General features: G+C 68.2%; 12 protein-coding genes. 7 read left to right on the top strand and 5 right to left on the bottom strand.

Annotated elements, in window-relative coordinates; genetic code table 11:
• The first annotated feature begins 114 nt into the window (after positions 1-114).
• From E0H75_RS35500 to E0H75_RS35485, 4 genes are all read left to right on the top strand, one after another.
• Positions 115-1,089, top strand: a complete 975-nt coding sequence (locus E0H75_RS35500) for a helix-turn-helix transcriptional regulator (protein WP_202873330.1) — start codon at positions 115-117, stop codon at positions 1,087-1,089.
• Positions 1,090-1,164: 75 nt separating this feature from the next.
• Positions 1,165-1,926 carry an ABC transporter ATP-binding protein gene (locus E0H75_RS35495; RefSeq protein WP_131518094.1) on the top strand — a complete coding sequence of 254 codons (762 nt, stop codon included), beginning with the start codon at positions 1,165-1,167 and terminating at the stop codon, positions 1,924-1,926.
• Positions 1,923-4,580: an ABC transporter permease gene (locus tag E0H75_RS35490; protein WP_131518093.1), complete on the top strand. Its 2,658-nt coding sequence runs from the start codon at positions 1,923-1,925 to the stop codon at positions 4,578-4,580. The genes E0H75_RS35495 and E0H75_RS35490 overlap by 4 nt, the downstream gene beginning before the upstream one ends.
• A gap of 179 nt (positions 4,581-4,759) precedes the next feature.
• A complete protein-coding gene (locus tag E0H75_RS35485; RefSeq protein ID WP_131518092.1) occupies positions 4,760-6,547 on the top strand; it encodes a glycerophosphodiester phosphodiesterase family protein in 1,788 nt (595 codons plus the stop codon).
• A gap of 219 nt (positions 6,548-6,766) precedes the next feature.
• Here E0H75_RS35485 and E0H75_RS35480 read toward each other — a convergent pair whose 3' ends face one another.
• On the bottom strand, positions 6,767-7,708 hold the full coding sequence (locus E0H75_RS35480) for a matrixin family metalloprotease (protein ID WP_238163471.1): 942 nt from the start codon (positions 7,706-7,708) through the stop codon (positions 6,767-6,769).
• Between the two features lie 159 nt (positions 7,709-7,867).
• Positions 7,868-8,935, bottom strand: coding sequence for a carboxylate-amine ligase (locus tag E0H75_RS35475; protein WP_131518090.1), 1,068 nt, complete (start codon positions 8,933-8,935; stop codon positions 7,868-7,870).
• Positions 8,936-8,977: 42 nt separating this feature from the next.
• Here E0H75_RS35475 and E0H75_RS35470 point away from each other — a divergent pair, with 42 nt between their 5' ends.
• On the top strand, positions 8,978-9,715 hold the full coding sequence (locus tag E0H75_RS35470) for a HipA family kinase (RefSeq protein ID WP_131518089.1): 738 nt from the start codon (positions 8,978-8,980) through the stop codon (positions 9,713-9,715).
• A 76-nt stretch (positions 9,716-9,791) separates the two neighbouring features.
• On the top strand, positions 9,792-10,175 hold the full coding sequence (locus E0H75_RS35465; RefSeq protein WP_131518088.1) for a DUF3037 domain-containing protein: 384 nt from the start codon (positions 9,792-9,794) through the stop codon (positions 10,173-10,175).
• On the opposite strand, the gene pgm is transcribed toward E0H75_RS35465, so the two are convergent.
• Positions 10,172-11,794 carry a phosphoglucomutase (alpha-D-glucose-1,6-bisphosphate-dependent) gene (gene pgm, locus E0H75_RS35460; RefSeq protein WP_131518087.1) on the bottom strand — a complete coding sequence of 541 codons (1,623 nt, stop codon included), beginning with the start codon at positions 11,792-11,794 and terminating at the stop codon, positions 10,172-10,174. The two genes, E0H75_RS35465 and pgm, sit on opposite strands and share 4 nt — an antisense overlap.
• Before the next feature lie 52 nt (positions 11,795-11,846).
• Positions 11,847-13,313, bottom strand: a complete 1,467-nt coding sequence (locus E0H75_RS35455) for a fused MFS/spermidine synthase (protein ID WP_131518086.1) — start codon at positions 13,311-13,313, stop codon at positions 11,847-11,849.
• Between the two features lie 72 nt (positions 13,314-13,385).
• Here E0H75_RS35455 and E0H75_RS35450 point away from each other — a divergent pair, with 72 nt between their 5' ends.
• The gene (locus E0H75_RS35450; RefSeq protein WP_131518085.1) at positions 13,386-14,072 is read left to right on the top strand and encodes a maleylpyruvate isomerase family mycothiol-dependent enzyme; all 687 of its coding nucleotides are present in this window, start codon (positions 13,386-13,388) and stop codon (positions 14,070-14,072) included.
• On the opposite strand, the gene E0H75_RS35445 is transcribed toward E0H75_RS35450, so the two are convergent.
• Complete coding sequence (locus E0H75_RS35445; RefSeq protein ID WP_131518084.1) at positions 14,069-14,428, bottom strand: MmcQ/YjbR family DNA-binding protein; 360 nt, start codon at positions 14,426-14,428, stop codon at positions 14,069-14,071. The two genes, E0H75_RS35450 and E0H75_RS35445, sit on opposite strands and share 4 nt — an antisense overlap.
• Positions 14,429-14,441 lie beyond the last annotated feature (13 nt).

Below are 14,441 nucleotides of genomic sequence, written 5' to 3'. Positions count from 1 at the left end.
CGGTCAGTCCATCGCAAAACCGCCAGCGAAGGAGGTGGCTGTGCTGGCAAGATTGCGACAATTCAGGTACCCGCCAGGGTCCAGCCGCCACATCGCCGTCTGCTGGGAGGCATCGTGCTCGACGTGCTCGGACTGGATGACTCCGAAGAATTCGCCTATCGGGCCCTCGTCGAGGTCCCGTCGTACGACGCTGTCGAGCTGGCGAGCCGGCTCACCTGCCACCCGGTCGAAGCGGCGCGGGCACTGGCCTCGTTGGAGACGCTCGGCCTGGCCGCGCGGTCCAGCAGCGGCACGGATCGGTACGTCGCCTCGCCGCCCTCGGTCGCACTCGCCGCACTCGCGGTCCAGCGCGAGGAGGAGTTGCGGCGGGCGCAACGCGAGATCGAGTCGCTGGCCGAGGTCTACCGGGGCACCGACACCGAGCGGTCGATCAGCGACGTCGTGGACGTCGTCCGCGGCGCCAACGCGGTCGGTCAGCGGTTCGCCCAGCTGCAGATGTCGGCGCGGGAGGAGGTCCTCGGGTTCGTGAAGGCCGACATCGCCGTGGTTCCGCCTGAGGACAACAAGGAGGAGGACGCCGCCGTCACCCGTGGAGTCCGGTATCGCGTGATGATCGAGCGGAGCGCCTTCGACCGGCCGGGATTCTTCGCCGCCGCGTCCGACTCACTGAACGCCGGTGAAGAGGTTCGCGTCGTTCAGGAGCTGCCCATGCGGTTGCTGATCGTGGATCGTCGCATCGCGCTCGTCCCGTTGTTGTCCGGACCAGGTGGCGCCATTGGTGCCTTGATCGTGCACAGCAGCGGCATGCTCGACGCGTTGCTCGCCCTGTTCGACCGCGTGTGGCGCGACGGACTCCCTCTGGTGCTCGGCACGAACGGCATGGTCGAGGGCTCGTCGGACGGTCTCCCCGAGCTCGACGCCAAGATCCTCGGTCTGCTCCTGGCCGGCCTGACCGACCAGGCGGTGGCCAACCAGCTCAACCTGTCCATGCGCACGGTCCAGCGGCGGGTCCGCGCCCTGATGGACCTGGTTTCCGCCGACACCCGCCTCCAGCTCGGCTTCCACGCGGCCCGGCGGGGCTGGATCTGACCGCCGGAAGAGAGCAGACTCGGGACCGGGGACCGATTCGATCGGCTGGGGGCCGCTGATCCGTCGGGAGGGGCGATGATCGGCACGGAGGGGACAGCAGCACGCACGAACACCGGGGTGGTGCACGCGGAGGACGTCGTCCGCGTGTACGGCGAGGGCGACACCGAGGTCCGGGCTCTACGCGGCGTGAGCGTGCAGATCGATCCAGGGCAACTGACCGCGGTGATGGGACCGTCCGGCTCGGGCAAGTCCACGCTGATGCACATCCTGGCGGGGCTGGACCGGCCGACGTCAGGCTCGGTGCGGATCGACGGGATCGAGATCACGACTCTCGGTGACGACGCGCTGACCAAGCTGCGCCGTCAGCACATCGGCTTCATCTTCCAGTTCTTCAACCTGCTGCCGATGCTCAGTGCCCGCGACAACATCGTGCTGCCGCTGACGATCGCGGGCACGAAGCCGGATCCGCAGTACTTCGAGAACCTGGTCGAGCGGGTCGGCCTCGCCGACCGCCTCGAGCACCGGCCGGCCGAACTGTCCGGCGGCCAGCAGCAGCGCGTCGCGATCGCGCGAGCCCTGGTGTCACGGCCGACGGTGGTGTTCGCCGACGAGCCGACCGGCAACCTGGACTCGCGGACCAGCGGCGAGATCCTGGCGCTGATGCGCGGCTCGGTCGACGAGTACGGCCAGACCACGGTCATGGTCACGCATGACGCCCGCGCGGCCGCGATGGCAGACCGGGTCCTGTACCTGGCCGACGGCGAGATCGTGAAGGAGACCGGTCGCTCCAGCCAGCACGAGATCCTGCAGATCATCGACACGCTGGACCTGCAGTGATCCGGTTCGCGGTCCAGGGATTGCTGGCCCGCAAGCTCCGCTCCGCGCTGACCGCGATCGGTGTCGTCCTCGGCGTCGCGCTGATCTCGGGCACGTACGTGCTGACCGACTCGATCACGTCCGCGTTCGACTCGATCTTCACCGAGAACTACAAGAACACCGATGCGGCGATCACCGGGAAGACGGCGTTCGACGCGGAGGAGGACGGGACCGTCACCGCGCCGCCGTTCGATGCCGGCCTGCTCACGCAGGTCCGGGAACTGCCGGAGGTCGGTGCCGCCGGTGGTGGGGTGGGCGGCGAAGCGCAACTGATCGGCAAGGACGGCAAGTCCATCGTCTTCGGCGGTGCCCCGAACCTGGCCTTCAGCGTGGATCCCGCGCTGCCGCAGTTCAATTCACTCACTCTCGTCTCCGGTGCGTGGCCCGCGCCGGGTGAGGTCGTGATCGACACACACAGCGCGCAGGAGAAGGGATTCGCGGCCGGCGACTCGATCCGCGTACAGGCGCGTGGGCCGGCCGAACAGATGCGCATCGCCGGGCTGGTCGAGTTCGGGGCGGTGTCGTCGATCGGCGGTGCGACGCTGGCCGGGTTCGAGCTCGGCACCGCGCAGAGGTTGCTCGACAAGACGGGCAAGCTGGACCAGATCCTGATCGCGAAGAAAGACGGAACCAGCGAGCAGCAACTGCTCGACGCGGTGCGGCCGATCCTGCCCGAGGCGACGCAGGTCCGGTCGGCCGAGGACCAGGCGGCCGAGGACGCGGCCGGGACCAGCAGCTTCACCAGCTTCTTGCAGACGTTCCTGCTGGTCTTCGGCGGGATCGCACTGTTCGTCGGCTCGTTCGTGATCGCCAACTCGCTGTCGATCACGATCGCCCAGCGGACCCGCGAGTTCGCCACCCTGCGCACCCTCGGGGCCTCGCGCCGCCAGATCCTCGGCACCGTCGTACTGGAAGCGCTCGTGACCGGGCTCGTGTCGGCGGTGGTCGGGCTGTTCCTCGGGCTCGCGATCGCGACCGGGTTGTTCAAGCTGTTCGACGCGGTCGGTTTCACCCTGCCGAACAACGGCCTGGTCTTCCGGACCCGGACGATCATCGTCGCGCTGGCGGTCGGCGTACTGGTCACCGTGCTGGCGAGCCTTCGGCCGGCGTGGCGGGCGACCCGGGTGCCACCGATCGCCGCGGTCCGGGAGGGCGCAACGCTCATGCCGGGCCGGTTGCATCGCTTCCGCCCGCTCGGAGCCGCGCTGCTCGCCGTGGCTGGGATCGCGCTCGTGCTGATCGGATTGTTCGTCGACGGATTGTCGACCAGCACGCTGCTGTCGTTGCTCGGTGCCGGCGTACTGCTGCTGTTCATCGGCATCGCCCTGTTCTCCGCCCGACTCGTCCGGCCACTCGCCGCCGTGTCCGATCCCGTCGCCCGCTGGGCGGTCGTCGTACTGACCGCGATCGCCTGGCCGTTCTTCTTGTTCCCGCTCTGGCTGGTACGACGACTCCGAGGGCGGCCCGCCGAGTTCCCGCGAGTACTCCCTGACGGACCCGCGGTCGCGATCGGCGGCCAGAACAGCCGGCGCGATCCGCACCGGACGGCGTCGACCGCCGCCGCGCTGATGATCGGACTCGCGCTGGTCACTCTGGTTGCCACCCTCGGTGCGGGCATCATCAAGCCGTTCGAGCAGGCCGTGGACGGGATCTTCAGCGCCGACTACGCCATCACCGCGCAGAACAACTTCAGCCCGTTGCCACCGACGGTCGCGGCCGCCGTGGCCGAAGTCCCGGGCGTCGAGACCCAGACCAGCGTGCGCGGCGGCCAGGCGAAGGCGTTCGACAAGACGATCACGATCACCGCCGTCGATGCCGAGGCGCCCGGACTGCTGACGTTCGACTGGCGGTCGGGCTCCCAGGCATCCCTCGGGGAACTCGGTGCCGACGGCGCGATCGTCGATGCCGAGTACGCCGACAACCACGCGCTCTCCCAAGGCTCACGGTTCGCGATGGAGACGGCGACCGGGAAGGTCCTGCAACTCCAGGTCCGTGGCGTCTTCCGCCCGCCGGCCGGCGGCTCGCCGTTCGGCAACGTGACGATCTCGACCGAGACGTTCGACTCGACCACGTCGCAGCCGCTCAACATCTACACGTTCGTCAACATGCGCGGCGGTGTGACCGCGGAGAACACGGCGGCCCTGGGCAACGCACTGAGCACCTTCCCGAACGCCAAGGCAATGACGCGCGAGGAGTTCAAGAAGGCGCAGACCGACAGCGTGAAGAGCATCCTGAACGTGCTCTACGTCCTGCTCGCGCTCTCGGTCCTGGTGAGTCTGTTCGGCATTGTCAACACCTTGGTGCTGACCGTTTTCGAGCGAACGCGGGAGCTCGGCATGTTGCGCGCGATCGGGCTGACGCGCTTGCAGGTGAAGCGGATGATCCGGCAGGAGAGCGTGATCACCGCCCTGATCGGCGCGGTGATCGGGATCGTGCTCGGCCTCGTCCTCGCATCGCTGCTGGCCTCCCGGCTGGAGGAGATCACCTTCACGATTCCGACCAGTCAACTGGTGATCTTCGCGATCGTGTCGGTGGTGGTCGGCATCTTCGCCGCGATCTGGCCGGCCCGGCGCGCGGCCCGGCTGAATCCGCTCGAAGCGCTCCAATACGAGTAGCTGTACTCACGAGGACTGCGGGTCCAGTCCGTACGGGACGTCATCTCCGCTCCGTAATCGAACGGCGACACGCGGCGGTCACCCGTCGGCCGTTTCTCGGCTACCTTCACGAAGGGACAGGTATCCCTGCGGCAGCCAGCCTCGGGGACGTCCGCCCACCCCTCCGGAAGGAACCCCTCATGCGCCGCCTCCCCCGCGCGCTGCTTCCGCTTGCCCTCGCTGCCGGTCTGGTCGCCCAGGGACTGGTCGCCGTACCGGCCTCGGCCCACCGTGGCGGCTTCGACGTCCAGGCTCACCGCGGCGGTCTCGGACTGACCGTGGAGAGCACGATCGCGTCCTTCTCGCACGGTCTCGAGCTCGGCGTCAGCACACTCGAGCTGGACGTCCAGATCACCCAGGACGGGTACGCCGTGGTCACCCACGACCGCAAGGTCACCGGGTCCAAATGCCGCGACACCGCGCCGTACACGCCGAACGACCCGGAGTACCCGTACGTCGGCAAGTTCATCAACACGCTGACCCTGAAGCAGGTCAAGCAGCTCGACTGCGGTTCGCTGCCGCAGGCCGGCTTCCCCGGTCAGCAGCCCGATCCGGGCGCGCGGATGCCCGAGCTGCGCGACATCTTCGCGCTCGTGCACCGCTACCACGCGAACGACGTGAAGCTGAACATCGAGACCAAGGTCGAGGCGGGTGCACCGTCGGAGACCGCTCCGCGCGAGCAGTTCGTCCAGGTCGTCGCGCGCGAGGTCCGCACGGCGAAGATCGGCCGGCAGGTGACGATCCAGAGCTTCGACTGGGGATCGCTGATGCGGATGCGCCAGGTCGCGCCCGAGCTGCCGCTGGTCGCGCTGACCAACTTCGACTTCCTGCAGGTCGGCCAGCCGGGCAAGTCGCCGTGGCTGGGCGGCCTGGACATCGACGACTTCGGTGGCGACCTGGTCAAGGCGACGAAGTCGTTCGGTGCCTCGGCCATCTCGCCGGTGCACGGGTTCCCGCAGGACGGCAAGGTCACCGACCCGGACTACCGCCCGTACGTCACCGCGGACATGGTGAAGTCGGCGCACAAGGCCGGGATGAAGGTGATCCCGTGGACCGTCGACGATCCGCCGACCATGCAGTCGCTGATCGACGACGGTGTCGACGGGATCATCACCGACTACCCCGACCGGTTGCGTCCCGTCGTCCAGGAGAACGGCTTCAGGCTTCCCAAGGCGTACGACGCTCCGGCCTTCCGGGCACTGCCTTCCGCACATGCGCACAACGACTACGACCACCGGCGTCCGCTGCAGGATGCACTGGACCGTGGGTTCAACAGTGTCGAGGCGGACGTGTGGCTGGTCGACGGCGAGCTGCGGGTCGCACACGACCTGGACGACGCCGTACCGGGTCGCACGCTGGAGAGCCTGTATCTGAAGCCGTTGGCCGATCGGGTCCGGGAGAACCACGGGCAGGTGTACCGGCACGGGCGCGACTTCCAGTTGCTTATCGACATCAAGAGCGACGGGCCGTCGACGTACGCCGCGGTGGACGAGGCGCTGCAGAAGTATCGCGGCATCAGCACCGTGTTCATCCACGGACGCGTGCTGAAGGGCGCGGTGACGTCGGTGGTCAGCGGCAACCGGCCGCTGGACGTACTGCAGGCGCAGAAGGTCCGGTACGCCGGGTACGACGGCCGGCTCGGCGACCTGCAGTCGGGGATGCCCGCTTCGTTGATGCCGTTGGTGAGCGACAACTGGACGAACGTGTTCACCTGGAAGGGCGTCGGTCCGATGCCGACCGACGAGCAGGTCAAGCTGCACGACATCGTGGTGACCGCTCACCACGCCGGCTACCGGGTGCGCTTCTGGGAGACGCCGGACCTGCCGGGCGCGGCCCGGGAAGCGGTCTGGACCGAGCTCAAGGTCGTCGGTGTCGACCACATCAACACCGACGACCTCCACGGCCTCGAGGACTTCCTGAGGCACTAGCGCACGTCTCTCGGTTCCCTGCAGTAGCGAGCGGGTGCCAGTGACGTCACCGGGAGTGCAGCGCAAGGCGGAGGGCGAGGCTCGGAGTGGGTTTCTCCGTGCCTTGTCCTCCAACGCCGCGATGTGCCCGCCGAGTGCCGCGCAGCACGCAGGGAACTGAGAGACGTGCCCTAGGCCGGAGAACTCCGGGTAGAGCGGCGCTCTACCGGGAGTCGCCCGTCAGTACAGGGCTCGCAGGCCCAGCACGTCCCCCTTGCCGAGGGTTCTTTCCTTGGTGTCACAGGCGTTCGACGCCGTGTACATGGTCAGATTCGTATGGCCGGAACCGACATGTCCCAGGCCGAAGACGTGACCGGCCTCGTGCGTCCCGACCTCCCGGACGTCGTACTGCGACGTGCAGGTGCTCGGGCTGTCCGTGAAGTTGTAGTCGGTCGTGTTGTAGCGCACGTCGGCTTCCACGGTGAGGTTGGTGGCCTGACCGGAAGGCTGGTACCACCAGCAGGTGGCCGCCAGGACGCCCGTCGACAGGTTGCCCGCATCCCAGGTGCTCTCGCCGTCCCGCGTCGTACAGGTGGTGGTGGACGAGATGTCGGACTCGTAGGTCGTCGTTCCCATGTACTGACTGAGGGCGCTCACCTGGTCGGTGTAGCCGCAGTCGTTGTAGCTGCCGGTGATGTTGTTGATGACATCGGCGAAGGCCGCCTGCGCCTTCGACTGGGACAGCGCTCCCGGCATTCCACCGTCACCGATGTACCACTTGTATTTCGTGCCGAACCATTCCGTGCCGGTCAGCGAATAGGCTCCGTCACTGCAGGCCGACGGCGAAGCCGTCACGTCGAGACTGCCGGTGTTGTGCTCGGTGAATTGCGGGTACGAGATCCGGCCGTCGGTGGAGACCGAGACCTGGAGGACCTCCTCGGCTCCCGTCGCGGACACGGCCGCGATCCCCACGCCGTGCCCGGGAGCGGGGATCTCCACGCCTGCGTTGCCAACCCGCAGGACACGTCCCGTGGCCTGACAGTCGACCACGGAGGTCCCGGCCGGAAGATCCGCACGCGTCAGCGTCCCGAGACTCGGGACGCTACACGTCGCTGCCTGCGCCGCGGCACCGATCGGCACCACGGCGGCGGACAGCAGAACAGCCGGAAGAAGTACCCTCACGGCTCTTCGAAAACTCATCATTGATATCCCCTTCGGCGGAAAATGACCAACGGACCGTACTTCGGCAACAGGTCGCCGACCACGGGATTTCCGCCGGATCAGGGGCTGAATCTGCTCTCGGCATAACGCCATACTGCGGGGATTGTGAAAGCGTGAAGCTCACTTCTTCGGCGCCGGGGTGATCTCGGTGACGTCAGTCACGTCGCCGCCCGCGCAGAAGGCCTTGCGTTGCTTCACCGCGCCGTTGCCGTCGGTCAGGATCCGCTGGATGCCGTCAGTCACCAGGTCGAGCGCGTCAAGCTCCTGCAGTGCCGGCTCCACATGCTGCCGCAACCGCTCAACCACCTCGGCCATCGGCAGCGACTCGGCCGTGCGAACGTCCAAACCGTTGCCGGTCATCCCGTCGCGTGCGGCCAGCCAGTACGCCGCCCGCAGTACCTCCGGCTCCAGCGACGGACCCTTGGTGCCGTCGTCCAAGGCTGTCATCACCAGGGCACGGATGAGGGTGGCCAGCAACACCGTCTCGTCGATGGTCAGGGGTACGTCGCTGACCCGAACCTCCACCGTGGGCAGGTGTGAGGACGGCCGGATGTCCCAATAGACCATCCGCTCGTCGATGAGCGTGCCCGCCGCCAGATGCATTGCCACCAAGGCGTCGTAGTGCTCGACCGACTCCAGGTACGGCGGCGGACCGGCGCACGGCCAGCGGGTCGTCATCAACCACCGCCAACTCGCGAAACCGGTGTCCTGATCGAGATAGATCGGCGAGTTCGTGGTGAGGGCGAGTAAGACCGGCAGCCAGGGCCGCAGGTGGTTGCTGACCCGGACCGCTGTCTCCTTGCCGGTCACGTCGACATGGACGTGACACCCGCAGACTCCTTGCTCGCGCGCCAGCAGACCCCACTGCCCCGCCAACTCCTCATACCGTGGCTTCCGGGTGATCGACTGGGCCGCCTGCCCGTGCGGAGGTACGGCGATCGCCAGCAGCCGGGCGCCCTCAGCTGCGGCCGCGTCCGCGAGCTTGGAACGCATGTCGGACAAGTGAGCACGCAGCTCGGTCGACGTCTCGCAGACCGGCGTGTTGATCTCGACCATGGCCCGAGTCAGCTCGAGCTCGACATCGAGATCCTGCACGCCCGCCACGACGGCCTTGCTGCGCGGGAGTGGATGACCGGTGGCGGATACGAGCAGTAACTCCTCCTCCACCCCGAAGAACGGTAGCCTCACCCTCGGCCGGTACCCGACAGCAAACCGGTTAGGCTCTGCCGCGTGACTCTGCCGACCATCACCGCCACACGCTACGTGTTGCCGTTGCGCGAGGGCGGTTCGCTGCCTGGCGTTGTCGAAGGCAACGATCTCGGCACGTACGTGATCAAGTTCCACGGCGCCGGCCAGGGCCCGAAGGCACTGGTCGCCGAGATCATCGTCGGCGAGTTGTTCCGCCGGCTCGGCCTGCGGGTGCCGGAGCTCAAGCTGATCCAGCTCGACCCGGCGATCGGCAAGTCCGAACCGGACTTCGAGATCCAGGAACTGCTGATCCGCAGCGCCGGCCTCAACCTGGCCGTCGACTTCCTGCCCGGCTCCTTCGGGTACGACGGTTCGGCCGGCAACCCGGGCGATCAGGCGATGGCCAGGATCCTGTGGCTGGACGCGTTCGTCGCCAACGTGGACCGGTCCTGGCGCAACACGAACCTGCTGGTCTGGCACAAGAACCTCTGGCTGATCGACCACGGCGCCGCGTTGTACTTCCACCACTCCTGGATGCCGGCCGAGAAGTTCGCGACCCTCCCGTACGACGCCTCCGACCACGTGTTCTCGATCGCGACACCCGACGTACCCGGGGTGGACGCGGAACTGGCGGCTGCGATCACGCCGGAGCTGCTGACCGAGGTGATCGGGCTGGTGCCGAACGAGTGGCTGGAAGACGGCGATCGGGAGCGGTACCTCGACTATCTGACCGCACGGCTGGACAAGCGGTCCGCCTGGCTCCCTGGTGGTGCGCGATGACCGAGCGAAGCGAGGGCATCAAGACAGCACAGCCCGATCGTGCCTCATCGGCGCCCGGAGCGAAGCGAGGACGTCGATGAGTTCTCTCGTGCCTTTCGACTACGTCATTCTGCGAGCGGCGCCGCGAATCCAGCGCGGTGAGTTCATCAATGTGGGTGCGGTGCTCTACTGCCGTGCCTTGGACTTCCTGGGCGCCGCGTGGGATGTCGATCCGGATCGGCTCAAGGCGCTGGATCCGGCCGTCGACGTGGACGTGGTGTGCGCATCACTCGAGCACATCCGGGCGATCTGCGCCGGCGACCCGGCCGTCGGTCCCGCCGCGTCGACCGGGATCGGCGAGCGTTTCCGGTGGCTCGCCGCTCCCCGCAGTACCGTCGTACACCCCGGTCCTATCCACAGCGGGCTCACCAACGACCCCGCCGCGGACCTGGACCGGTTGCTCGACGCCTTCGTGCGTTAGCCCAGCGCCTTGGAGACCACCTCGCGGGCCTGCTCGAAGACCTGCTCGAGGTGGTCGGCGCCCTTGAAGGACTCGCCGTAGATCTTGTAGAGGTCCTCGGTCCCGGACGGACGGGCGGCGAACCACGCCGACTCGGTGGTGACCTTCAGCCCACCGATCGCGGCGCCGTTGCCGGGAGCACTCGTCATCCGGTCCAGGATCGGCTCACCCGCCAGCTCGGTCGCGGTGACCGCGTCCGCGGACAGTGCCGACAGCTTGGCCTTCTGCTCGCGCGTCGCCGGAGCGTCCACCCGTGAGTACGCCGAGGCGCCGAACCGATCGACCAGCTTCGCGTGCGCTTGCGACGGCGTCTCGCCGGTGACGGCGGTGATCTCACTGGCCAGCAGCGCCAGCAGAATGCCGTCCTTGTCCGTGGTCCACACCGTGCCGTCGAAGCGCAGGAAGCTCGCGCCCGCCGATTCCTCGCCGCCGAAGCCGACCGAACCGTCGATCAGTCCCGGTACGAACCACTTGAAGCCGACCGGCACCTCCCACAGTCGTCGGCCCAGATCTGCGACCACGCGGTCGATCAGCGACGACGACACGAGCGTCTTGCCGACCGCGACGTCCGGACCCCACTGGCGGTTGGCGAACAGGTAGGAGATCGCGACGGCCAGGTAGTGGTTCGGGTTCATCAGGCCGGCGTCCGGGGTGACGATGCCGTGCCGGTCCGCGTCCGCGTCGTTCCCGGTCGCCACGTCGTACCGGTCCCGCTGGGCGACCAGCGAGGCCATCGCGTACGGCGACGAGCAGTCCATCCGGATCTTGCCGTCGTGGTCCAGCGTCATGAACGACCAGGCCGGGTCGACCCGCGGGTTCACCACGGTCAGGTCGAGACCATGCCGTTCCGCGATCGCCGCCCAGTAGTCCACACTCGCACCACCGAGCGGGTCGGCGCCGATCTTCACGCCGGCCGTGCGGATCGCGTCCAGGTTCAGCACCGAGGGCAGGTCGTCGACGTAATGGCCGACGTAGTCGTACTCCCCCGCCTGCGACCTGGCCTGGTCGAACGGCGTACGTCGTACCTCGCGATTGCCGCCGGCGATCAACTCGTTCGCGCGGGCGGCGATCCAGCCGGTCGCGTCCGAGTCCGCCGGTCCGCCGTGCGGCGGGTTGTACTTGATCCCGCCGTCCCGCGGCGGGTTGTGCGACGGCGTGATCACGATGCCGTCCGCACCGGCCCCGGCACCACGGTTGAGCCGCAGGATCGCGTGCGACACGGCGGGCGTCGGCGTGAGCCGGTCCGCGCTGTCGACGAGCGTCTGTACGCCGTTGCCCGCGAGCACCTCGAGCACAGTCCGCCACGCCGGCTCCGACAGGCCGTGGCTGTCCCGGCCGACCAGCAGCGGCCCGGCTGTCCCCTCACCGGCCCGGTACTCGCAGATCGCCTGCGTGATGGCCAGGATGTGCGCCTCGTTGAAAGCACCGTCCAGGCTCGAACCACGGTGGCCCGAGGTCCCGAAGACGACCTTCTGGGCGGGGTTGTCCACATCCGGCGTGATCTCGTCGTACGCCGTCAGCATCGCCTCGACATCGACGAGGTCCTCGGGCTGAGCTGGCTGGCCTGCGCGTGGGTGCATGACCTCATGCAACAAGCCCGCGCCCCGGAGCACAACTCCGGCGGCTCGTGTCTCAGCTGACGTACGGCGTGAGCAACTGGTCGACCGGCGCATAGTCGTCGGTGAGCACCGGCGCGTTGCCGACGAATCCGGTCAGATCCTGTTGCACCTGCATCGCCGGCTCGACCTTGGCCGCGATCGCCGCCAGCTCGATCGGCCGATCCGAAGCGACCAGCACGAAGTTGCCACCGCTCCGCCCGGCGAGCTCGTCCTTGCGCGCGACCACCGCGACCTGCGGGAACTCCGCGGCGACCGTCGCGATCTCCGCCTTGAGGAACGCGGCCTCGCCGAAGTCGATCACGTTGATCAGGTACACCCCGTCCGGACGCAACACCCGGCGTACGTCGGCGACCAGCTCGCGCGTGGTCAGGTGCCACGGCACCGACAGACCGCTGAACGCGTCCATGATCACCAGGTCGCGGCTGTCCGTCGCCTCGTCGCGCACGCCGAGCCGGCCGTCCCGGACGACGACATCGAGATCCGGTCCGGTCCGCACACCCAGCTGTTTCTGGTCCAGCTCGACGACCGCGGAGTCGATCTCGTACACCTTGTTGTGGGTGCCCGGCCGGGTCGCGGTCAGATACCGCGGCATGGTCAGCCCGCCACCACCGACATGCAGCGCGTCCAGCGACTTGGTGGCCGGCCAACTGCCGTCGATCGCGGCCGCGAAGTTCTTGATGTACTCGAACTCCAGATGTGTCGGGTCGTCCAGATCGACGTACGAGTGCCGCAGCTGGTCGAGGTACAGCGTGCGTCCACCCTCCCGGTTCGGATCCGCCACCACGCGAGCACAGTGGTACGCCGTCTCCACCTCACACGGCCGCGGCGCGACGATCGTCAGGGTGGCACCGATCAGCGCCAGCGCCACCGGTTTCACGGCCGCCTGACGACCTCGCAGTACGACGGTCAGGGCCGCACCGGCGACGACCAGCAGACCGCCGAGGGTGAGCACGATCGTGCTGATCGGGGTCTTCGCCACGAACACGAACCCAGTCAGCACCGTGCCCGCGATCCCGCCGACAGTCGCGTACGCCGACAGGCGGCCGACCACCGTGCCGGTCTCGGCCAGTGACTCCAGCCGCAGCTTGGTCACCATCGGCGTCACCGCCGCGAGCAGCGACGCCGGCACGAACAGGGCGATCGCCAGCACGAGGAACACCAGGTCAGTGCCACCGCCCCGCAACCCCTCACCGGTCCAGCGCACAACCGGAAGCACCAGCATCACCAGCGCACCGGCGAAGATCGTCAACGGACCCAGCGTCCGGGCCGGCGGGACCGCGTCCGCGAAGCGACCACCCAGCGCGGCACCGGTGGCGATCGCGGCCAGCGCGACGCCGATCACCGCCGTATTCGTCTCCAGCGTCAGCCCGATGTACGGCGCCACGAGCCGCAACGAGACCAGTTCCAGCACCATGACGGCGCCCGAACTGCCGAACGCCAGCGCAATGGCCAGTCGCGGCCCGACCCCACCCTTCACCATCGCGTCACCCTATCCGGCGCAGTTGTCGATCCGGAGCGCGTTCGTTCGTCATCATGAGCAAAGGAGGTAGTGATGGACTCGACGACCAGCGCAGAGCTGTACCGCGCGACCCGGGAACGGGTGACCGCTGCCATCCGCGGTCTCGACGCGGCTGACCTGGACCGCCAGGTGCCGGCCTGCCCGGAGTGGACCGTGCACAACCTGGTGTCCCACCTCGCCGGAGTGGCCGCCGACTTCGCCGCGGGCAACGTCCAGGGCGCGCCTCGGCCGCCGTGGACCGCGGTGCAAGTGGACGCACGCCGTTCGATGCCGATCGACGCGATCCTCGACGAGTGGGCGGAGACCGGACCGGCACTCGAGCGCGTGATTCTCGGCGAGACGACCTCGAATCCGCTCGTGTGCAATCCGTGGGTCGACTCCGGGACGCACGAGGCCGACCTGCATGGAGCGCTCGGGACCGGGCAGCGACCACCGTCGGAGCTGTGGATCGGCACACTGGAGTGGCTGCTGTCCGATCCGCCGTCGGAGGACGTGCAGGGATCGCTCTCCATCGTCACACCGGATGGGACCTACCAGCTCGGGTCGGGCGATCCCGTCGCCGAGGCGCGGACGTCGTCGTACGAGCTGTTCCGGGCGGTCTTCGGCCGCCGGAGCGACGCACAGGTCCGGTCGTGGACGTGGCCGTCACCTGAGCACGCCGATCTCTGGAGCCCGGAGATCCCCCACCTGCAGCAGACCGACGTGGCGCTGACGGACTAGGTCTCGTCCAGCCGGGCGATCAGGGTCTTCGGTGCGATCTGGCGGTAGGCGTCCTCGACGATGTCTTCGAGGTGCCCCCAGTCGATCGTGTCGACGTCCAGGTACACGCCGAGCCAGCCGCGGTGGCCGACGTACGGCGGCCGGTAGAAGTGCTCCGGATCCTCCTCGACCAGCGACTGCTGGACGCCGGGCGGTGCCGCGCACCAGAACCCGACCCGGTCGTCGTGGTGCTGGTTGGCGTACATGACGAACACCTTCTTGTCCCGGACGAACCAGGTCGGTTCGCCGTGACTCGGCCGCTCGGTCACCTCCGGCAGTGCGAGGCAAAGCGCCCGTACCCGCTCCAGGACGTCCATCCACACATTCCTT

The sequence above is a fragment of the Kribbella capetownensis genome (assembly GCF_004331485.1).
GTDB lineage: Bacteria > Actinomycetota > Actinomycetes > Propionibacteriales > Kribbellaceae > Kribbella > Kribbella capetownensis.
Note: the sequence above shows the minus strand (reverse complement) of the source record. Positions and strands in the feature narration are given on the sequence as shown.